The sequence below is a fragment of the Pseudomonas sp. PDM03 genome, assembly GCF_014852385.1.
Lineage (GTDB): Bacteria > Pseudomonadota > Gammaproteobacteria > Pseudomonadales > Pseudomonadaceae > Aquipseudomonas > Aquipseudomonas migulae.
In genome coordinates this window covers 149,484-169,464 of sequence record NZ_JACVBM010000005.1, presented here as the reverse complement: position 1 = coordinate 169,464, position 19,981 = coordinate 149,484, and the positions used below count along the sequence as shown (strand labels likewise).

Annotated in this window: 17 protein-coding genes; 6 read left to right on the top strand and 11 right to left on the bottom strand. The window is 60.7% G+C overall.

Annotated features, from left to right (window positions below):
* Nucleotides 1–30: 30 nt before the first annotated feature.
* Both epsC and betT read left to right on the top strand, forming a co-directional pair.
* Entirely contained in the window at nucleotides 31–957 is a 927-nt protein-coding gene (epsC, locus tag IB254_RS10660; protein ID WP_008032476.1) for a serine O-acetyltransferase EpsC, read from the top strand.
* A 424-nt stretch (nucleotides 958–1,381) separates the two neighbouring features.
* The gene (gene betT, locus IB254_RS10655) at nucleotides 1,382–3,337 is read left to right on the top strand and encodes a choline transporter BetT (RefSeq protein WP_192417327.1); all 1,956 of its coding nucleotides are present in this window, start codon (nucleotides 1,382–1,384) and stop codon (nucleotides 3,335–3,337) included.
* A 2-nt stretch (nucleotides 3,338–3,339) separates the two neighbouring features.
* Here betT and IB254_RS10650 read toward each other — a convergent pair whose 3' ends face one another.
* Together IB254_RS10650 and IB254_RS10645 are read right to left on the bottom strand one after the other, a co-directional pair.
* Nucleotides 3,340–3,600: a hypothetical protein gene (locus IB254_RS10650; RefSeq protein ID WP_008032471.1), complete on the bottom strand. Its 261-nt coding sequence runs from the start codon at nucleotides 3,598–3,600 to the stop codon at nucleotides 3,340–3,342.
* Nucleotides 3,601–3,744: 144 nt separating this feature from the next.
* Nucleotides 3,745–4,485 (bottom strand): SDR family oxidoreductase, encoded by a 741-nt coding sequence (locus tag IB254_RS10645; protein WP_192417248.1) that lies wholly within the window; start codon nucleotides 4,483–4,485, stop codon nucleotides 3,745–3,747.
* 127 nt (nucleotides 4,486–4,612) lie between these two features.
* Between IB254_RS10645 and IB254_RS10640 the strand changes: the two genes are divergently transcribed.
* Together IB254_RS10640 and mgrA are read left to right on the top strand one after the other, a co-directional pair.
* Nucleotides 4,613–5,503 carry a LysR family transcriptional regulator gene (locus IB254_RS10640; protein WP_192417247.1) on the top strand — a complete coding sequence of 297 codons (891 nt, stop codon included), beginning with the start codon at nucleotides 4,613–4,615 and terminating at the stop codon, nucleotides 5,501–5,503.
* Between the two features lie 134 nt (nucleotides 5,504–5,637).
* Nucleotides 5,638–6,675 (top strand): L-glyceraldehyde 3-phosphate reductase, encoded by a 1,038-nt coding sequence (gene mgrA, locus IB254_RS10635; RefSeq protein WP_192417246.1) that lies wholly within the window; start codon nucleotides 5,638–5,640, stop codon nucleotides 6,673–6,675.
* Between the two features lie 169 nt (nucleotides 6,676–6,844).
* On the opposite strand, the gene tauD is transcribed toward mgrA, so the two are convergent.
* The 7 genes from tauD to IB254_RS10600 form a co-directional block, all read right to left on the bottom strand.
* Nucleotides 6,845–7,687, bottom strand: coding sequence for a taurine dioxygenase (gene tauD / locus IB254_RS10630; protein WP_192417245.1), 843 nt, complete (start codon nucleotides 7,685–7,687; stop codon nucleotides 6,845–6,847).
* 55 nt (nucleotides 7,688–7,742) lie between these two features.
* Entirely contained in the window at nucleotides 7,743–8,576 is an 834-nt protein-coding gene (tauC, locus tag IB254_RS10625; protein WP_192417244.1) for a taurine ABC transporter permease TauC, read from the bottom strand.
* Nucleotides 8,573–9,367, bottom strand: a complete 795-nt coding sequence (tauB, locus tag IB254_RS10620) for a taurine ABC transporter ATP-binding subunit (RefSeq protein WP_008040159.1) — start codon at nucleotides 9,365–9,367, stop codon at nucleotides 8,573–8,575. Before tauB ends, tauC begins: the two co-directional genes overlap by 4 nt.
* 16 nt (nucleotides 9,368–9,383) lie before the next feature.
* Entirely contained in the window at nucleotides 9,384–10,361 is a 978-nt protein-coding gene (gene tauA, locus IB254_RS10615; RefSeq protein WP_157709949.1) for a taurine ABC transporter substrate-binding protein, read from the bottom strand.
* 809 nt (nucleotides 10,362–11,170) lie between these two features.
* Nucleotides 11,171–12,754, bottom strand: coding sequence for a glutamate--cysteine ligase (gene gshA, locus IB254_RS10610; protein ID WP_192417243.1), 1,584 nt, complete (start codon nucleotides 12,752–12,754; stop codon nucleotides 11,171–11,173).
* Nucleotides 12,755–13,047: 293 nt separating this feature from the next.
* Complete coding sequence (locus tag IB254_RS10605) at nucleotides 13,048–13,431, bottom strand: PaaI family thioesterase (protein ID WP_008019061.1); 384 nt, start codon at nucleotides 13,429–13,431, stop codon at nucleotides 13,048–13,050.
* Nucleotides 13,431–15,755 carry a Tex family protein gene (locus tag IB254_RS10600; RefSeq protein ID WP_192417242.1) on the bottom strand — a complete coding sequence of 775 codons (2,325 nt, stop codon included), beginning with the start codon at nucleotides 15,753–15,755 and terminating at the stop codon, nucleotides 13,431–13,433. Before IB254_RS10600 ends, IB254_RS10605 begins: the two co-directional genes overlap by 1 nt.
* A 360-nt stretch (nucleotides 15,756–16,115) precedes the next feature.
* Between IB254_RS10600 and ompR the strand changes: the two genes are divergently transcribed.
* Together ompR and IB254_RS10590 are read left to right on the top strand one after the other, a co-directional pair.
* A complete protein-coding gene (gene ompR / locus IB254_RS10595) occupies nucleotides 16,116–16,856 on the top strand; it encodes a two-component system response regulator OmpR (RefSeq protein WP_008032260.1) in 741 nt (246 codons plus the stop codon).
* A gap of 103 nt (nucleotides 16,857–16,959) precedes the next feature.
* On the top strand, nucleotides 16,960–18,273 hold the full coding sequence (locus IB254_RS10590) for an ATP-binding protein (RefSeq protein WP_192417241.1): 1,314 nt from the start codon (nucleotides 16,960–16,962) through the stop codon (nucleotides 18,271–18,273).
* Nucleotides 18,274–18,412: 139 nt separating this feature from the next.
* On the opposite strand, the gene rimK is transcribed toward IB254_RS10590, so the two are convergent.
* On the bottom strand, nucleotides 18,413–19,318 hold the full coding sequence (gene rimK, locus IB254_RS10585) for a 30S ribosomal protein S6--L-glutamate ligase (RefSeq protein WP_007949201.1): 906 nt from the start codon (nucleotides 19,316–19,318) through the stop codon (nucleotides 18,413–18,415).
* Nucleotides 19,315–19,776 carry an ATP-dependent zinc protease gene (locus IB254_RS10580; protein WP_192417326.1) on the bottom strand — a complete coding sequence of 154 codons (462 nt, stop codon included), beginning with the start codon at nucleotides 19,774–19,776 and terminating at the stop codon, nucleotides 19,315–19,317. The genes rimK and IB254_RS10580 overlap by 4 nt, the downstream gene beginning before the upstream one ends.
* Between the last annotated feature and the right edge of the window lie 205 nt (nucleotides 19,777–19,981).

Genomic DNA, 19,981 nt, shown 5'->3' with positions numbered 1-19,981 from the left:
CAGTCCGGCCGCCCGTGTGGAGTTTTTACCGTGAGCGAGCGTTCCAGCCATTGGCAATTGCAGACCATCGTCAGCCAACTGCGCACGGCGCGTGACGAGTGGCGTGCACAAAACGGCCGCGCCAGCGGCGAGCAGGGTGGCCGCGAGTTGCCTTCCCGAGCGGCCATGGCGGAGATTCTTGAAGCGTTGTGCGGGGCGTTGTTCCCGATGCGACTGGGGCCGGTGGACCTGCGCGAGGAGAGTGAAGACTTTTATGTCGGTCACACGCTGGATGTCGCGTTGAATGCGTTGCTGGGGCAGGCACGGCTCGAACTGCGTTACGCCGCTCGCCACAGTGCCTCGGCCGACACTGAAGTCGAAGCCAAAACGATCCAGATCATCCAGGACTTCGCACTCGCCCTGCCAGGCCTGCGCAGCCTGTTGGACACCGATGTGCTGGCGGCCTATCACGGTGACCCGGCGGCCCGCAGCGTCGATGAAGTGCTGCTGTGCTATCCGGGGATTCTGGCGGTGATTCACCATCGCCTCGCCCACCATTTGTACCGTGCGGGGCTGCCGCTGCTGGCGCGGATCAGTGCAGAAATCGCGCACTCGGCGACCGGTATCGACATTCACCCGGGCGCGCAGATTGGCCGTAGTTTCTTCATCGATCACGGGACGGGCGTGGTGATCGGCGAGACCGCGATCATCGGCGAGCGTGTGCGGATTTATCAGGCCGTGACCCTGGGCGCCAAACGCTTCCCTGCGGATGAAGATGGTCAGCTGCAGAAGGGCCATCCGCGGCATCCGATTGTTGAGGACGATGTGGTGATTTATGCCGGCGCGACCATTCTGGGGCGGATCACCATCGGCAAGGGTTCGACCATTGGCGGCAATGTCTGGCTGACCCGCAGTGTGCCGGCAGGGGCCAACCTGACGCAGGCGAATTTGCAGCATGATGATGGGACGCAGAAGTAAGGCCCGAAGGCTTTAGCGGCCTTTCTGACGCCATCGCCGGCAAGCCGGCTCCTACAAAGTTTGTGTCGAACGATCATTTTGTGAGCGACACAAAACCTGTAGGAGCCGGCTTGCTGGCGATCGGTTTCAAGACAAACCGCGATAACGGCATCCACCCAATTCCCCACTGAACAAATCCCCCAAACCCCACGTCATACCCATCCTTGAGCTAGCGTACGAACACTACCGCCGAGCCCTGCGATTAGTCCTTAGCCCCCTATCCATGTTTAACTTGAACGCTCATTCAAGTTAAACCGTCGGTTTGCTGCCCGCTCACAACAGGAGGCTTGCCCTTGCCGAGTCCGTTATTGATTGCCCAGTTTCACCCCCTCGAGGTGCACCTTTCATGAGTGCATCGTCCACCCCCGCCAGCGGCCAGATCCGCATGAATCCGCCGGTGTTTTACTTCGCGGCGACGTTTATTTTTCTGTTCGGCATCGTCGTTATCGCCATGCCTGAACAAGCCGGTGCCTGGCTGTTGCAAGCGCAAAACTGGGCGGCCAATACGGTCGGCTGGTATTACATGCTCGCGATGACGCTGTATCTGGTCTTCGTGGTGGTCACCGCCTTGTCCGGCTACGGCAAGATCAAGCTCGGTGCCGACCACGACGAGCCCGAATTCAGTTACCTGTCCTGGGCCGGCATGCTGTTCGCCGCCGGGATCAGCATCACGCTGTTCTTCTTTTGCGTGTCTGAACCGCTGACCCACATGCTGCAACCGCCGCAAGGCGAGGCCGGCACAGCGGATGCGGCGCGCCAGGCGATGCAGATTCTGTTTCTGCACTGGGGCCTGCACGGCTGGGGCGTGTTCGCCTTCGTCGGCATGGCGCTGGCCTACTTCGCGTACCGGCATAACCTGCCGCTGGCCTTGCGTTCGGCGCTGTACCCACTGATCGGAAAACGCATCAACGGCCCGATCGGTTATGCGGTGGATGGCTTCGGCATCATCGCCACGGTGTTCGGCCTCGGTGCCGACATGGGCTTCGGCGTGTTGCACCTCAACTCGGGCCTGGATTACCTGTTCGGCATCGCTCACACCCAATGGATTCAGGTCGGCCTGATCACGCTGATGATGGGCGCGGCGATCATCGTCGCAGTGGCCGGCGTCGATAAAGGCGTGCGGGTGATGTCCGACATCAACATGCTGCTGGCCTGTGCGCTGCTGCTGTTCGTGTTGTTCGCCGGCCCTACGCAGCACTTGCTCAATACCCTGATCCAGAACCTCGGCGACTACCTCGGCGCCTTGCCGATGAAAAGTTTCGACCTCTACGCCTACGACAAACCCAGCGACTGGCTGGGCGGCTGGACGGTGTTCTACTGGGCGTGGTGGATCGCGTGGTCGCCGTTCGTGGGCCTGTTCATCGCACGTATTTCCCGTGGCCGCACCATTCGCGAATTCGTCTTCGGCGTGCTGTTGATTCCGCTCGGTTTCACCCTGGCGTGGATGTCGATTTTCGGCAACAGCGCCATCGACCAGGTGCTTAACCACGGCATGAGCGCGCTCGGCATGTCGGCCATCGATAACCCATCGATGACGTTGTACCTGCTGCTGGAAACCTATCCGTGGAGCAAAACCGTCATCGCGGTCACGGTGTTCATCAGCTTCGTGTTCTTCGTCACCTCGGCCGACTCCGGCACCGTGGTGCTGTCGACACTCTCGGCCAAGGGCGGTAACCCGGATGAAGACGGGCCGAAATGGCTGCGGGTGTTCTGGGGCGCGATGACCGCGCTGGTCACCAGTGCGCTGCTGTTTTCGGGCAGCATCGATGCGCTGAAGTCAGCGGTGGTGCTGACTTCGTTGCCGTTCTCAATGATCTTGCTGCTGATGATGTGGGGCCTGCACAAGGCGTTTTATCTGGAGTCGCAGAAGCAGATCGCGCAGCTGCATTCCCTGGCGCCGGTGTCCGGATCGCGGCGCGGCGGTTGGCGTCAGCGTTTGAGTCAGGCTGTGCATTTCCCGTCGCGGGATGAGGTCTATCGCTTCCTCGACACGACGGTGCGCCCGGCGATTGAAGAGGTGTCGGCGGTGTTCGTCGAGAAGGGTTTGAACGTAATCACTCAACCCGATCCGGCAAACGACAGCGTCAGCCTGGAAATCGGTCACGGCGAGCAGCATCCGTTCATCTATCAGGTGCAGATGCGTGGCTACTTCACGCCGTCATTCGCCCGTGGCGGCATGGGTTCCAAGGAACTCAACAATCGTCGTTATTATCGGGCCGAAGTGCACCTGAGCGAGGGCAGTCAGGACTACGATCTGGTGGGTTACACCAAGGACCAGGTCATCAACGACATCCTCGATCAGTACGAGCGGCACCTGCAGTTTTTGCATCTGGTGCGTTGAGCTCAGGCCTCGCTGCTCATCACCATGAACAGCACCAGCGCCGCCACCGGGATGCTGAACACGATGCTGCCGACCACCAGCTCCGTGGTCACGGACTGGCCGGCGGTGACCACGCCGATGGCGCCGTTGATCATCGTCAGGGCCAGCCACAACACGATGAAGCTGTAGGTCAGCGTCTGGCGGCTGAAGCCGATGTTCTCGCCGATGAACAGCATCAGCGCCAGGAGGACCAGGCCGAAGGTGATGATGATCGTGGTGTGCATGATGCGTTCCTCCCTTCAGAAGTGTGTTGCGTTTGAGGCCCTCATCGCTGGCAAGCCAGCTCCTACATGGGTTCTGTGAACGACGCAGATCCACTGTAGGAGCTGGCTTGCCAGCGATGGCGTCAATCCTGCCTACATAGCAGCTTAAACCAACCCGCCATTCACCCGCAGAATCTGTCCATTGACCCACGCCGAATCCGGGCCGACCAGGAAAGACACAACGCGGGAGATGTCTTCCGGCTGCCCCAGGCGTTCCAGCGGCGCCATCTTCGCGAAGTTCTGAATCTGCTCCTCGCTCTTGCCGTGCAAAAACAAATCGGTCGCCACCGGGCCAGGCGCAACAGCGTTGACGGTAATGTTGCGACCGCGCATTTCCTTGGCGAACACCTGAGTCAGGGACTCCACCGCGGCTTTGCTGGCGATGTATACGGCGTAGCCCGGCAGGTTCATGCCAACGGTGCTGCTGGAGAAATTGACGATCCGGCCACCGCTGTTCAAACGGGTCGCCGCCTCACGCAGCGTGTTGAAAGTGCCGCGGGCGTGGATGTTGAAGTTTTGATCGAACAGTTCGTCCGTGTGCTGCGCCAGCGGCATCACTTTGAGAATGCCGGCGTTGTTGATCAGCACATCGACTTTGCCCAATTGCGTTTCGGTTTCGTCGAACATCCGGCGTACATCGTCGGCATTGGCCACGTCAGCCTTGATCGCTATGGCTTGGTGGCCGGCTTGACGCAGTTCAACGACCAGCTTTGAGGCTTCAGTGGCGCTGTTGGCGTAGTTGATGGCGACGGCGAAACCTTCGCTGGCCAGTTGTTTGGCGATCACGGCGCCGATGCCGCGGGAGGCGCCGGTCACGATGGCAACTTTCGAAGTTTGAGTAGTCATGGCGGTGAATCCTTTGAGGGTGTCTGTTAGGGGTGAAGCCAGACTCACATGTTTACTCAGGCGGATAAATGCACGAGAGTTGCCTTGACTGTTCAATAATCGCCAACAATCAAAGGTCTCGAACGCCATGGATCAAGTCAAAGCGATGAAGGTGTTCGTGCGGATCTACGAGCGCAGCAGCTTCACCCTGGCCGCCGAAGACCTGAACCTGCCACGGGCAACCCTGACCCACACGCTGAACCAATTCGAAGCCTGGCTCGGTACGCGTTTATTGGAGCGCAGTACGCGTAAGGTGCGTCCTACGCTGGATGGCGAGGCGTACTACTTGCGCTGTGTGCAATTGCTGGCGGAACTGGAAGAAGCTGAACTGGCTTTTCGCAGCGTCGCGCCGAAGGGGCGATTGCGGGTGGATTTGCATGGCACGCTGGCCAAGAGTTTTGTCATCCCCGCCTTGCCGCAATTCATGGAGCGCTATCCGGACATCGAACTGTCCATCAGCGAGGCCGACCGCTTTGTCGACCTGATCGCCGAAGGCGTCGACTGTGTACTGCGCGCCGGCACGCTGGGTGATTCGGCGCTGATCGGCAAACGTGTCGCCAACCTGCGCCAGATCACCTGCGCCAGCCCGGCTTATCTGCGCAAATACGGCGAGCCAAAATCCCTCGAAGACCTCAAACACCATCGCGCGGTGAACTACGTCTCGCGCACCACGGCGAAGTTGTTCCCGTTCGAATTCATGGTCGATGGCGAATTGCAGGAAGTCGCCATCGAGGGCGCGATCTCGGTGTTCGGCGCAGAAATCTACGCAGCCTCGGCCATTGCCGGACTGGGCTTGATCCAGTGCCCGCATTACCGAATGGAAACGCAGATCGCCCAGGGCCTGGTGCAGGAAGTCCTGATCGATACACCGCCACCACCGATGCCGGTTTCAGTGTTGTATCCGCACAACCGACACATGTCGCCACGGGTTCGGGTGTTTGTGGATTGGTTGGGGGAGGTGTTTGCGGGGGCGCGTTAGCCCCTCCAATCGAAAATATGTGAAACGTTTCAGCATTTCCTCAAGTCCGAGGTTTATCGACGTTTGTCTGGGCGTATGCTGGGCAACTTGCGAAGCAGTCGATACCAACTTCAAGACAGACAAGAGAGGATTCGATGACCTACACCGCTGCCGAAAACCGCTACGATTCCATCCCTTACCGCCGCGTCGGTCGCAGCGGTCTGGTGTTGCCGGCGTTGTCCCTGGGCCTGTGGCACAACTTCGGCGACAGCACGCCGATCGACACCCAGCGCTCGTTGCTGCGCACGGCGTTCGATCTGGGGATCAACCACTTCGATCTCGCCAATAACTATGGTCCGCCGTATGGCAGTGCCGAGACCAACTTCGGTCGTTTGCTGCGTGAAGACTTCAAACAGTATCGCGACGAGCTGATCATCTCGAGCAAGGCGGGTTGGGACATGTGGCCCGGTCCTTATGGGCAGGGCGGTGGTTCGCGTAAATACGTGCTGGCCAGCCTTGATCAGAGCCTTCAGCGTCTGGGCCTGGAATACGTGGATATTTTCTACTCCCACCGTTTCGACCCGGACACGCCGCTGGAAGAAACCGCCAGCGCGCTGGCCACGGCGGTGCAGCAGGGCAAGGCGTTGTACATCGGCATCTCGTCGTATTCCGGGGTGAAAACCCGTGAGATGGCGGCGCTGTTGCAAGAGTGGAAAGTGCCGTTGCTGATTCACCAACCGGCCTACAACCTGCTCAATCGCTGGGTGGAAAAGGATCTGCTGGATGTCACCGACGAACTCGGCACCGGCGTGATTGCGTTCACACCGTTGGCGCAGGGTCTGTTGACCGACAAATACCTCAACGGCATTCCGAAGGACGCGCGGGTCAATCGTCCGGGCGGCGGTTCGTTGCAGTCCTCGCACCTGTCTGAAGCCAACATCGCCCACGTGCGTGGGCTCAATGAGATTGCCAAGCGTCGCGGCCAGAGCCTGGCGCAACTGGCGTTGGCCTGGACGCTGCGCGACCCTCGGGTGACTTCGGCGCTGATCGGCGCGAGCCGGCCGGAGCAGATTATCGAGAACGTCGGGGCGTTGAAAAATTTGAGTTTCAGCGTGGAGGAGCTGGCGGAGATTGACCGGTTTGCCCAGGAAGGCGGGATCAATCTTTGGGAGAAGCCTTCGACGGCTGAGTAAGTGTTTGGCGCCAGAATCTGTGGCGCCTGTTACACCGCTATCGCCGGCAAGCCGGTCTCGCTCCTACAGGGGGGTTAGGGTTGATCACAAAATGTGTGGCCAGCCGATAACTCTGTAGGAGTGAGCCCTGCTCGCGATGGGGCCAGAATAGCCAATGAAAAAACCGGCTTTACCGAAAAAACGGCACATCCCCCAACACCGTCGCCCGCTGCATCACCCGCCGTGCCGGCCGGTAGTCATCCACCGCGTAATGCTGCGTCACGCGGTTGTCCCAGAACGCGATGTCGTCCTGCTGCCAGCGCCAGCGAATGGTGAATTCCGGTCGCGTGGAATGGGCGAACAGAAACTTCAGAATCGCCTCGCTCTCGGTTTCCGACAGTTCATTGATCTTTGACGTAAACCCTTCACTGACGAACAACGAACGGCGCCCGCTCACCGGGTGTGTACGAATGACCGGGTGCGACAGCGGTGGATTTTTCCGGCGAGCCTCTTCCCACTGAGTCAATGCTTCAGGCGTGTTGCCATAGCGTTCCAACGGAAATGAGCGGGTGAAATCGTGCGTCGCCGTCAGCCCTTCCAGCAGATTTTTCATTGGCGCGGACAGCGCCTCATAGGCCGCAATGCCGCTTGCCCACAACGTATCGCCGCCAAACTCCGGCAACAGTTTTGCGCTGAGCACCGCGCCCATCGCCGGGGTCGGCAGGAAGGTCACGTCGGTGTGCCAGATCGCGTTGTCGCGCACGTCGGTGACGGCGGTGTCGAGGATCAGCACTTCCGGCTGTTCGGGCACATTCGGGTAGATCGGGTGAATGTGCAGGTCGCCGAAGTTGGCGGCGAATCGCGCCTGTTGCTGCGGCGTGATCGGCTGGTCGCGGAAGAACAAAACCTGATGCTTGAGCAATGCCTGCTCGATGGCATCGCGCTGTTCCAGGTTCAATGGCTGACTGATGTCGATGCCGCTGATTTGCGCGCCGAGGGCGGAGCTGAGGGGGACGATTGTCAGGTTGCTCATGGTGGTTCTCTTCAATCCGGGGTGCCGATCTGTCGGCATGGTCAATGACAAGTCTTTAGTGAGCCTGGCCGTGCCACGGCACCAGTTTGCGTTGCAGCGCACGCAAGCCCATCTCCATGGCGAAGGCGATCATCGCAATCACCAGAATCCCCAGCACCACCACATCGGTGACCAGGAACTGTGCGGCCGACTGCACCATGAAGCCCAGGCCGCTGGTGGCGGCGATCAGTTCGGCGGCGACCAGCGTTGACCAGCCCACGCCCAGACCGATGCGCACACCGGTCAAGATATCCGGCAAGGCACTCGGCAAAATCACATGGCGAATCAACTGCGCCCGGGTCGCGCCCAAGGACTGCGCGGCGCGCAATTTGGCCGGGTCGACGGTGCGCACGCCAGTCGCGGTGGCGATGGCGATCGGGGCGAAAATCGCCAGGTAGATCAGCAACACTTTCGACAGCTCGCCAATGCCGCACCAGATGACAATCAACGGCAGATAGGCGAGCGGTGGAATCGGGCGGTAGAACTCGATCAGCGGATCGAGAATGCCGCGCGCAATACGGTTGTGACCGATGGCGATGCCGACCGGCACGGCGGTCAGCACGGCAAAACCAAGGCCCAGGCCGATGCGGCTGAGGCTCGCGCCCAAGTGCTGCCACAACGTCGAATCCATGTAACCGGTGGTCACCAGCAGCCAGCCTTTTTGCAGCACTGCGGACGGTGGCGGCAGGAACAGCGGCTCGATCATTCCTGTGGCGGTAACGGCCCACCACAGGGCAACCAGCGCGACCAGGGTCAGCACGCTGATCCAGCGAGTACTGAGGCTGCGCCGAACAGGAATCACCGTCGAACCCGGTTTCACCGTCACGGCCGGAATTTCATAGCTGCTCATGCGCGCTCCTGCCGCGTGGCGGCGCTGCGTTGGGAGAACACTTTGGCAAGTACGTGTTCGCGGGTTTCGATAAAGCGCGGGTCGGATTTGATCGCCCGTGCGGACTCGCCGGCGGCGTAGCGCTGACCGAAATCCAGGCTCAGGCGCTCGACAATTTGCCCGGGGTTTGGCGCCAGCAGAATCAGGTCCGTGGCGAGAAACACCGCTTCTTCAATATCGTGGGTAATCAGGAATACGGGTTTGGCGGTGCGCTGCCAGACTTGCAACAGCAGCTCCTGCATCTGTTCGCGGGTGAAGGCGTCGAGGGCGCCGAAAGGTTCGTCCATCAACAACACGCGAGGGTCGGCGGCAAGTGCACGGGCGAGGCCGACACGCTGCTTCTGGCCACCGGACAGCTGCCAGATACGCCGATTTTCGAAACCGGAAAGGTCCACCAGTGCGAGCATTTCCCGAGCGCGGATTTCACGTTTGTCCCGGGAGACACCGGCCAGTTCCAGACCGAAACCGACGTTGGCCAGCACGTCTTGCCAAGGCAGCAGCGCGTCGTCCTGAAACACCACGCCGCGTTCGGCGCTCGGGCCTTTGACCGGCACGCCATCGAGGGTGATGCGCCCGGCGCTGGGCTCGACGAAACCGGCAATCAGGTTCAACAGCGAAGTCTTGCCACTGCCGGACGGGCCGAGGGCTACCAGCAATTGCTGGGGCCCAAGGCTCAAGGAAATATCCGCCAATACCGGTTCCGGACTACCGGGGTACTGTGCGCTGATGCGCTCCAGCTGTAGCAAGGCCATCGCAATTAACTCCCGATCAGTTGGTGATGAACTTGGCGCTGACGTACGGCGCGTAGTCCGGCAGCACGGCCTCGACCTTGCCTTGTTCTTTCAGGAACGCGGCGGTGTCGGTGATGGCTTTGGTGGTCGGCGCGCCAAGGGTGATCACCTGATCAGCCGCCAGCGGATAGACGTTGCCTTGCAGCAGCAACGGAATGTCGCTGGCCTTGGCACCGGACAGCTTCACCAGCTTGTCGACGTTGGATTGATTGGCGAGCCAGGCTTTAGGGTCTTTGCGGTAATCGGCGTAGGCGTCGAGGGTGACTTTGGCGAACGCGGTGACGATTTCCGGGTGCTTCTCGGCGAAGTCTTTACGCACGATCCAGGCATCGAACGTCGGTGCGCCGAACTTGGCCAGTTCACCAGAGGTGATCAGCACTTTGCCGTTTTCCTTGGCCACGCCGAGCGCTGGGTCCCACACGTAGGTGGCGTCGATGTCACCGCGTTTCCATGCGGCGATGATGGCTGGCGGGGCGAGGTTGAGCACGGTGACTTTCGAAGGGTCGATGTTCCAGTGTTTCAACGCGGCGAGCAGGCTGTAGTGGCCGGTGGAAACGAACGGCACGGCGATTTTCTTGCCGATCAGGTCTTGCGGCGTCTTGATCCCGGAGCCGTCGCGGGCAACCAAGGCTTCAGCGGCACCGATCTGGGTGGCGATGAGGAAGGTTTCAACCGGGACTTTACGGGTGATTGCGGCCGTCAGAGGGCTGGAACCGAGGTAGCCGATCTGCACGTCGCCGGAAGCGATGGCGGCGATGATGTCGGCACCGTTGTCGAATTTGCGCCAGTCGATCTTGGCGTTGGTGGCTTTTTCGTAAGCACCGTCGGCCTGGGCGACTTTCGCCGGGTCCACGGTGGTCTGGTAGGCGACAGTCACGTCAGCCGCCTGGGCAAAGAAACTCGCCGCAGCCAAAGACGCGGCCGCCAGGAGGCGAAGAGGGAAATGCAGTTTCATTAGGAAGCTCCTTGTCAGGCGGACCGAGAGTCGGCGTGAAAAAGAGACTAAATGATATAAGAATCAGAAAATAAATAACTTTTTCGAATGAGCTTATGAGCGGAATATTCTAAGTGCCATTATCGCGCAGCTTCCTTGTAGGAGCCGGCTTGCTGGCGATGAGGCCCTTGAGGCTTGCAGTGAATTCCAGGCCGCCATCGCTGGCAAGCCAGCTCCTACAAGGGTTTTGCGTTGGGCGCGCGATTTTGTGGCGATCCCATATCTGTGTAGGGGCCAGCTTGCTGGCGATGAGGGCCTTGAGGCTTGCAGTGAATTCCAGGCTGCCATCGCCGGCAAGCCGGCTCCTACAAGGGTTTTGCGTTGGGCGCGCGATTTTGTGGCGATCCCATATCTGTGTAGGGGCCAGCTTGCTGGCGATGAGGCCCTTGAGGCTTGCGGTGAATTACAGGCCGCCATCGCTGGCAAGCCAGCTCCTACAGGGTTTTGCGTTGGGCGCGCAATTTTGTGGCGATCCCATATCTGTGTAGGAGCCAGCTTGCTGGCGATGAGGCCCTTGAGGCTTGCGGTGAATTCCAGGCCGCCATCGCCGGCAAGCCGGCTCCTACAAGGGTTTTGCGTTGGGCGCGCAATTTTGTGGCGATCCCATATCTGTGTAGGAGCCAGCTTGCTGGCGATGAGGCCCTTGAGGCTTGCGGTGAATTCCAGGCCGCCATCGCCGGCAAGCCAGCTCCTACAGGGTTATGTGTGAGGCACATGATCTTTGTAGGAGCCAGCTTGCTGGCGATCAAGGTCCGCAGGACCTTCAGAGGTTAGTTGCTGATTGCCAAAATGCTTGCCTGATACGAGCCGACAAACACATCGAAATCGCCGACTTCGTTCTGCTCCAGCTCCACTTGCTCTGCCAGCGAGGAGCGCGCGCGCTCTTCAAATGTTGCCTGGTCTTCGCTGCGCAACGGCTCGCTGCGGAAATATTCCGCATGGGCCTGGCTCTGGCGCAGGGAGAACTGGCTGAAGCTTTCTTTGTGCTCGGCCATCGCGGCCAGCACCTGGGCTGATGGCGTCAGGGACGAATCCTTGACCTTGGCCAGTTGCGCGTCCAATGCCTTGCTGTGCGCATCGCCGCCATGGCTCTGATCGAGCAACGCCGCCAGTGGCGCAATCTTCTCCAGCAACTCGCCCGCCCACTCTTTCAGGTCAACCGGTTGACCGTCGCGTTGCAGTTGCAGGCCCGGACGGCGACCTTCCTTGACCACGCTGAGGAAGTTCGATGTCGCGTTGCCGCACGAATTACTGGTCAACAGCGGGCTGTCGTTCAGCGCGCAATACAGCAGGAACGCATCGAGGAACCGCGACTCGGTCAGGTCGATGCCCATCGGCAGGAACGGGTTGATGTCCAGGCAACGCACTTCGACGTACTGAATGCCACGGGCCACCAGCGCCTGGATCGGCCGCTCGCCGGTGTAGGTCACGCGTTTCGGGCGGATGTTGGAGTAGTACTCGTTTTCGATCTGCAGGATGTTGGTGTTGAGCTGAACCCACTCACCATCCTGATGCGTGCCGATTTCGACATACGGCGCATACGGTGTGGCCACCGCTTTGCGCAGGCTGTCGGTGTAGCTCGACAGATCGTTGTAGCACGGCGTCAGGCCGGCCTGGGCGTTGCTCTGGTAACCGAGGTCGCTCATGCGCAGGCTGGTGGCGTACGGCAGGTACAGAGTGTCCGGGTCCAGCTGTTCCAACTGGTGCGTGCGACCGCGCAGGAAGCCGGCGTCCAGCGCTGGCGAAGCACCGAACAGGTACATCAGCAGCCAGCTGTAGCGGCGGAAATTACGGATCAGCGCGATGTAGGCCGACGACTGATAGTCGCGGTCAGTGCCGACAAAGCCTTCCGCCTGCTTGAGCAGCGGCCAGAGCTTCTCCGGCAGGGAAAAGTTGTAGTGAATCCCGGCGATGCACTGCATGGTCTTGCCGTAGCGCAGGGCCAGGCCCTTGCGGTAGACATACTTGAGCTTGCCGATGTTGGAGGTGCCGTAATAGGCGATCGGGATATCTTCCTCGGCCGGCAACGGGCACGGCATCGATGGACTCCACAGGTACTCGTTGCCGAGCTTGCTGTAGGCAAAACGGTGAATCCTGTCCAGGCTCGCCAGGGTGTCGGCCGGGTTGGGCAGGGCGGGCGTGATGAACTCCAGCAGCGACTCGGAATAGTCGGTGGTGATTTGTTCGTTGGTCAGCGCGGAACCCAATTCTTCCGGGTGCGGCGTTTGCGCCAGGCGACCTTCGCCGGTCACGCGCAGGCATTCACGTTCGATGCCGTGAAGGCACTGTTCGAGCAGAGAGAGGTTAGCGCGCTCGCCGAGCAGAGCCAGGCGGCGGTTGAGAAGTTCGCTCAAGTTGGATTCCTTCACGCGTCAGTCGCCCCAATATGGGGGTGGGCAGGACGGTCTACAAGGGTGAAGTTGAAACTGGCGTTTTCGCCTGGTTTTTGAGCCGCACAGAACGACTGGCAGCCAGCCAAGGATCGAGCGCCGCAATCCCCTGTAGGAGTGAGCCTGCTCGCGATTAGGGAGTGTCAGTCAACGTTTAAGTCGTCTGACACACCGCAATCGCGAGCAGGCTCGCTCCTACAGGAAATTGCGGCACTGCGGTCATAGCGCCGAAATTACCTCAAATCGATGACGGCTAGCTACAGGACAGCGAACGTGCCTTGTGCTTTTGCGACGAGTTTGTCGCCCTGCATCACGTCGGCTTCGACCACCAGCGTGCGGCGGCCCGGGTGAATGACCCGCGCCGTGCACATCACCTCACCGTCGGAAACGGCGCGGATGTAGTTGATCTTGCACTCGATGGTCGCGCTCTGCTGGTCAAAGCCGTGGGTGCTGGAACAGGCCAGCCCCATGGCAATGTCCACCAGGCTGAACAAGGCCCCGCCGTGCAACTTGCCGCCGCGATTGCGCAGTTCGGGTTCCAGCGCCAGGGCGACTTGCGCCACCCCGGTTTCCAGGCTGTGCAAGCGACAGCCCAGCAGCTTGAAAAACGCGCTTTCGGTCAGCCCGGCCGGGATTTCCATCAGCGTTTCTTCAACTGCTTGGCGTTAGCGAACAGCGAAGCCATGGCGTTGTTGGACGGGGTCGCCGCCGTGGTTTCCTTGCGCGGTGCAGTGTTCTGGGACTGGCGCGGTGCCGACCCCGGACGCGCACCACGGGCACCGTCGATTTTCTCGCCCGGGGTGTCGCTCATGCGCATCGACAGACCGACGCGTTTGCGCGGGATATCGACTTCCATGACCTTCACTTTCACCACGTCACCGGCCTTCACCGCTTCACGCGGATCCTTGATGAACTTCTCCGAAAGCGCAGAGATGTGCACCAAACCGTCCTGATGCACGCCGATATCGACGAACGCACCGAAGTTGGTCACGTTGGTCACGACGCCTTCGAGGATCATGCCCAGCTGCAGGTCCTTGAGGTCTTCGACGCCTTCCTGGAACTCGGCGGTCTTGAACTCCGGACGCGGGTCGCGGCCAGGTTTTTCCAGCTCTTGCAGGATGTCGGTGACCGTCGGCAGACCGAAGGTTTCGTCGGTGTACTTCTTCGGATCAAGACGCTTGAGGAAGCTCGCGTCGCCGATCAGCGAGCGAATGTCGCGGTCGGTTTCAGCAGCGATGCGTTGCACCAGCGGATAGGCTTCCGGGTGAACCGCAGACGAATCCAGCGGGTTGTCGCCGTTCATCACGCGTAGGAAACCGGCGGCCTGTTCGAAGGTTTTTTCGCCCAGGCGCGCCACTTTCTTCAACGCTGCGCGGGTCTTGAACGCGCCGTGCTCGTCACGGTGGCTGACGATGTTCTGCGCCAGGGTCGCGTTGAGGCCGGAGATACGGGCCAGCAGCGCCACGGAAGCGGTGTTCACGTCCACGCCGACGGCGTTCACGCAGTCCTCGACCACCGCGTCCAGGCCGCGCGCCAGTTTCAGCTGCGACACGTCGTGCTGGTACTGGCCGACACCGATGGATTTCGGATCGATTTTAACCAGCTCGGCCAGCGGATCCTGCAAGCGACGGGCGATGGACACCGCGCCACGGATCGACACGTCGAGGTCCGGGAATTCCTTCGAAGCCAGTTCCGACGCCGAGTAAACCGATGCACCAGCCTCGGAGACCATGACTTTGGTCATCTTCATGGCTGGGTATTTTTTGATCAGCTCAGCAGCCAGCTTGTCGGTTTCGCGGCTGGCGGTGCCGTTGCCGATGGCAATCAGGTCCACCGAGTGCTTGGCGCACAGGGCGGCAAGAATCGCCAGCGTCTGGTCCCACTTGTTGTGCGGCACGTGCGGGTAAACCGTGGCGTGATCCAGCAGCTTGCCGGTGGCATCGACCACGGCGACCTTGCAACCGGTGCGCAGGCCCGGGTCGAGGCCCAGGGTGGCACGCGGGCCGGCCGGAGCCGACAGCAGCAGGTCGTGCAGGTTGTGTGCGAATACGTTGATCGCTTCGGTTTCCGCGCCATCGCGCAGCTCGCCCAGCAGATCGGTTTCGAGGTGGGTGTAGAGCTTGACCTTCCAGGTCCAGCGCACCACTTCGCCCAGCCATTTGTCGGCAGCGCGGTTCTGGTTCTGGATGCCGAACTGCTGACCGATCATGCCTTCGCACGGGTGCATGGTGCCCGGCAGTTCGTCGCCGACTTTCAGCGCGGAGCTGAGAATGCCTTCGTTGCGGCCACGGAAAATCGCCAGCGCGCGGTGCGACGGCATGCTTTTCAGCGGTTCGTCGTGTTCGAAATAGTCGCGGAACTTGGCGCCTTCCTCTTCCTTGCCGGCGATCACGCGGGCACTGAGAGTGGCTTCTTGCTTCAAGTAGTTGCGCAGCTTGTCCAGCAGGCCAGCGTCTTCGGCGAAGCGCTCCATGAGGATGTACTTGGCGCCTTCGAGGGCCGCCTTCACATCGGCCACGCCTTTTTCTGCGTTGATGAAGCGTGCGGCTTCGGTGTCCGGGGCCAGCGAGGGGTCGTTGAACAGACCGTCGGCCAGCTCGCCGAGGCCGGCTTCCAGGGCAATCTGGCCCTTGGTGCGGCGCTTCTGCTTGTACGGCAGGTACAAGTCTTCGAGGCGGGTCTTGGTGTCGGCGAGCTTGATGTCGCGTTCAAGTTGCGGGGTCAGCTTGCCTTGCTCTTCGATGCTGGCGAGGATGCTGATGCGCCGTTCGTCGAGTTCTCGCAGGTAGCGCAGACGCTCTTCCAGATGACGCAACTGGATGTCATCGAGGCTGCCGGTCACTTCTTTCCGGTAACGGGCGATGAAGGGAACGGTAGAGCCTTCATCGAGTAGCGCGACGGCCGCTTCGACCTGTTGTGGGCGTACGCCGAGTTCCTCGGCGATGCGGCTGTTGATGCTGTCCATAAAACCACCTGACAAATTGTGAAAGCAGGCTCGCGGGCGCGGGGATAAAGGCTCGGCGAGTCTGGTTGAGCGGCCTGGCCTGCGCCGCTACCTGGATCAACAGGCATCCCGTTGACCCGTGAAATCGAACAATTACTGCCGTGGCGATGAAAATAAAAAGCCGCCGCGACGGTAACGATCAGACGTTGCCTGACACAAAAGGCCGCGCATTATAACCAGCGTTCTGTCATTCGGGGGCATCACAGGCTGTAGGCACAATGCCCGGATTTCTGGCGGTGAAGGAAAAATCTGCTAACAATGCACACGGTGCGTATAACGGCAGCTACGCCATAATGCGCGCCGAGATCAAAGGAGCATCCAATGAGCAGCACTGCAAACATTGCTGAAGGCGAAAAAATTCTTATCGTTGACGACGATCCGGGGCTCAGCAGCCTGCTGGAACGCTTTTTCGTCAGCAAGGGCTACCGCGCCCGCGCCGTACCGAACACCGAACAAATGGACCGCCTGCTGGCGCGTGAAGTGTTCAACCTGGTCGTCCTCGACCTGATGCTGCCCGGCGAAGACGGTCTGACCGCCTGCCGCCGCCTGCGCGGCGCGAACAATCAGATTCCGATCATCATGCTCACCGCCAAGGGCGACGAGCTGAGCCGCATCAAGGGCCTTGAACTGGGCGCCGACGATTACCTGGCCAAGCCGTTCAACCCGGATGAGCTGATGGCTCGCGTCAAAGCGGTCTTGCGTCGTCAATCGGCGCCGGTGCCGGGTGCGCCGGGCAGCGAAGACGAAAGCGTGACCTTCGGTGACTACGAACTGTCCCTGGCCACTCGCGAACTGAAACGCGGTGACGAAGTGCACATGCTCACCACCGGTGAGTTCGCGGTGCTCAAGGCATTGGTCATGAACGCCCGTCAGCCACTGACTCGCGACAAGCTGATGAACCTGGCCCGTGGCCGCGAGTGGGATGCCCTGGAGCGTTCCATCGACGTGCAGATTTCCCGTCTGCGCCGGATGATCGAGCCTGATCCGTCCAAGCCGCGTTACATCCAGACTGTCTGGGGCGTGGGCTACGTGTTCGTTCCGGATGGCGCCGCCACCAAGTGATCGGCGATTTGTAGGAGCGGGTCGTGCGGATGATGTTGTCCGCAGACTCGCGATCCGCAATATGCGAGCATCGCTCGCTCCTGCAAGTGTGTAGCGGTTATTCATGAAAACCCCGGTTTGGTTCCCCCAGAGTTTCTTCTCCCGCACCCTGTGGCTGGTGCTGATTGTTGTCCTGTTTTCCAAGGCGCTGACCCTGGTTTATCTGTTGATGAACGAAGACGTGCTGGTGGATCGTCAATACAGCCACGGCGTCGCCCTGACGCTGCGCGCCTACTGGGCGGCCGATGAAAACAACCGCGACAAGATTGCCGAAGCCGCGACCCTGATCCGGGTGGTGGGCACCGGGGTGCCGGAGGGCGAGCAACACTGGCCTTACAGCGAGATCTATCAGCGGCAGATGCAGGCCGAACTCGGCGCCGACACCGAGGTGCGACTGCGCATGCACTCGCCGCCGGCGCTGTGGGTCCGGGCGCCGAGCCTGGGCGATGGGTGGCTGAAGGTGCCGCTGTATCCGCATCCTTTGCGTGGCCAGAAAATCTGGAACGTGCTCGGCTGGTTCCTTGCCATTGGCTTGCTGTCCACCGCCTCGGCCTGGATTTTCGTCAGTCAGCTCAACCAACCGTTGAAGCGCCTGGTCTATGCCGCCCGCCAACTTGGCCAGGGCCGCAGCGTACGTTTGCCGATCAGCGACACACCGAGCGAGATGACCGAGGTGTACCGCGCGTTCAACCAGATGGCCGAAGACGTCGAGCAGGCGGGCCGCGAGCGCGAGCTGATGCTGGCGGGCGTGTCCCATGATCTGCGTACGCCGCTGACCCGGTTGCGTCTGTCGCTGGAGTTGATGGGCGATCACAGCGACCTGACGGACGACATGGTCCGCGACATTGAGGATATGGACGCGATTCTCGATCAGTTCCTGGCGTTCATTCGCGATGGCCGTGATGAATCGGTGGAAGAGGTGGACCTGACTGATCTGGTTCGTGAAGTCGCCGCACCGTTTAACCAGAATGAAGAGAAAGTACGCCTGCGTCTGGAGCCGATTCAGCCGTTTCCGCTGCGTCGCGTGTCCATGAAACGGTTGCTGAACAACCTGATCGGCAATGCGCTGCATCACGCTGGCAGCGGTGTTGAGGTGGCGGCTTATGTGTCCGGGGATGTCAGCGCCCCGTATGTGGTGCTGAGCGTCATGGACCGTGGGGCGGGGATTGATCCGTCGGAGCTGGAGGCGATCTTCAACCCGTTTACCCGTGGGGATCGCGCTCGCGGTGGCAAAGGGACCGGGTTGGGGTTGGCGATCGTGAAGCGGATTGCTTCGATGCATGGCGGGAATGTTGAACTGCGCAATCGTACTGGTGGTGGGTTGGAAGCGCGGGTTCGGTTGCCGTTGGGGTTGATGTTGCCTCGGGATGCGGTTTAAGCGTTAAGAACTTTGTCGCGGCGGGCGGCCTCATCGCGAGCAGGCTCGCTCCTACATTGGAATGCGTTCCCCTGTGGGAGCGAGCCGGCTCCGGGCTGCGTTCCGACGATGGCGGCATCACTGCCGCCACTATTCAGGATCAGCCCTTACCCTTGGTCCGAGTCATATTCGGCCCACCATTCTTCTCAAGATGCTCAATGATGATCCCCGCCACATTCTTCCCGGTGGTGGTCTCGATCCCCTCCAGCCCCGGCGACGAATTCACTTCCATCACCAACGGCCCGTGATTCGAACGCAGAATATCCACACCCGCCACCGCCAGTCCCATCACCTTCGCCGCGCGTAATGCAGTCATGCGTTCTTCCGGTGTGATCTTGATCAGGCTGGCGCTGCCACCGCGATGCAGGTTGGAGCGAAACTCCCCAGGCTTGGCCTGACGCTTCATCGCCGCAATCACCTTGTCGCCGACCACGAAGCAGCGGATGTCCGCACCGCCGGCTTCCTTGATGTATTCCTGAACCATGATGTTCTGCTTGAGGCCCATGAACGCCTCGATCACCGATTCCGCTGCCGTCGCGGTTTCGCACAGCACCACGCCGATGCCCTGGGTGCCTTCCAGCACCTTGATCACCAGCGGCGCGCCGTTGACCATGTCGATCAGGTCGGGAATGTCATCCGGAGAGTGGGCAAACCCGGTGACCGGCAAACCGATCCCACGGCGCGAGAGCAATTGCAGCGAACGCAGTTTGTCCCGCGAGCGGGCAATGGCCACCGATTCGTTAAGCGGGAACACCCCCATCATTTCAAACTGACGCAGCACCGCGCAGCCATAGAACGTTACCGAGGCACCGATCCGGGGGATCACCGCGTCGAAACCTTCCAGCGGCTTGCCGCGGTAGTGGATCTGCGGTTTGTGGCTGGCAATGTTCATGTAGGCGCGCAGGGTGTCGATCACCACCATTTCATGGCCACGCTCGGTACCGGCTTCGACCAGACGACGAGTGGAATACAGACGCGGGTTCCGCGACAGCACAGCGATCTTCATGCAACACCTGTGGAGGAGGTAGATACCGGGAACACCGGCTTGTCTTGTACATATTTAATGCCCGGATTGACCACCAGTTGGCCGTCGATCAGGGCTTTGGAACCGAGAAGCAGGCGATAACGCATGGACTTGCGGCAGGCGAGGGTGAACTCGACCCGCCAGACCCGATCACCGAGGGCCAGGGTAGTGCTGACCACGTAACGCTTCTGCGCCTGGCCGTTGGAGCTTTTGATGGATTTCATCGTCACCAGTGGTGCTTCGCAGCGCCGGTGACGCAGTTGCACCACCGTGCCCAGATGCGCCGTGAAGCGCACCCAGTTCTCGCCGTCGCGCTCGAACGGCTCGATGTCAGTGGCATGCAGGCTGGAGGTGCTGGCGCCGGTGTCGATTTTTGCCCGCAGGCCCGCGACTCCCAAATCCGGGAGCGCCACCCACTCGCGCAGACCGACAACGGTCAAATGGTCAAATGTCTTCAAAGGTACTCAACCGGTGGATACCGCTGGGGCCGCACGCGGCCGGATTCGCGGTATTCACGCAGAATAATGGTTAAAAGGCGACAGATATCTACGGCCCGGAATTCCACCCCTGCAAGCGAGGTGTGGCGTGCGCATTGTAGTACGGGTCGGTGGAAATCCTGGCACGACAGAAACGGTAGTACAGTTC

Excerpts from the sequence above, each read along its gene's own strand:
- IB254_RS10645 (WP_192417248.1), bottom strand. The coding sequence starts at position 4,485 with ATGACTACTCAAACTTCGAAAGTTGCCATCGTGACCGGCGCCTCCCGC.
- IB254_RS10590 (WP_192417241.1), top strand. The coding sequence starts at position 16,960 with ATGAAAACCCCGGTTTGGTTCCCCCAGAGTTTCTTCTCCCGCACCCTG.
- mgrA (WP_192417246.1), top strand. The coding sequence starts at position 5,638 with ATGACCTACACCGCTGCCGAAAACCGCTACGATTCCATCCCTTACCGC.
- tauC (WP_192417244.1), bottom strand. The coding sequence starts at position 8,576 with ATGAGCAGCTATGAAATTCCGGCCGTGACGGTGAAACCGGGTTCGACG.
- IB254_RS10605 (WP_008019061.1), bottom strand. The coding sequence starts at position 13,431 with ATGGAAATCCCGGCCGGGCTGACCGAAAGCGCGTTTTTCAAGCTGCTG.
- IB254_RS10640 (WP_192417247.1), top strand. The coding sequence starts at position 4,613 with ATGGATCAAGTCAAAGCGATGAAGGTGTTCGTGCGGATCTACGAGCGC.
- tauB (WP_008040159.1), bottom strand. The coding sequence starts at position 9,367 with ATGGCCTTGCTACAGCTGGAGCGCATCAGCGCACAGTACCCCGGTAGT.
- ompR (WP_008032260.1), top strand. The coding sequence starts at position 16,116 with ATGAGCAGCACTGCAAACATTGCTGAAGGCGAAAAAATTCTTATCGTT.
- rimK (WP_007949201.1), bottom strand. The coding sequence starts at position 19,318 with ATGAAGATCGCTGTGCTGTCGCGGAACCCGCGTCTGTATTCCACTCGT.
- IB254_RS10600 (WP_192417242.1), bottom strand. The coding sequence starts at position 15,755 with ATGGACAGCATCAACAGCCGCATCGCCGAGGAACTCGGCGTACGCCCA.
- tauD (WP_192417245.1), bottom strand. The coding sequence starts at position 7,687 with ATGAGCAACCTGACAATCGTCCCCCTCAGCTCCGCCCTCGGCGCGCAA.
- IB254_RS10650 (WP_008032471.1), bottom strand. The coding sequence starts at position 3,600 with ATGCACACCACGATCATCATCACCTTCGGCCTGGTCCTCCTGGCGCTG.
- betT (WP_192417327.1), top strand. The coding sequence starts at position 1,382 with ATGAATCCGCCGGTGTTTTACTTCGCGGCGACGTTTATTTTTCTGTTC.
- tauA (WP_157709949.1), bottom strand. The coding sequence starts at position 10,361 with ATGAAACTGCATTTCCCTCTTCGCCTCCTGGCGGCCGCGTCTTTGGCT.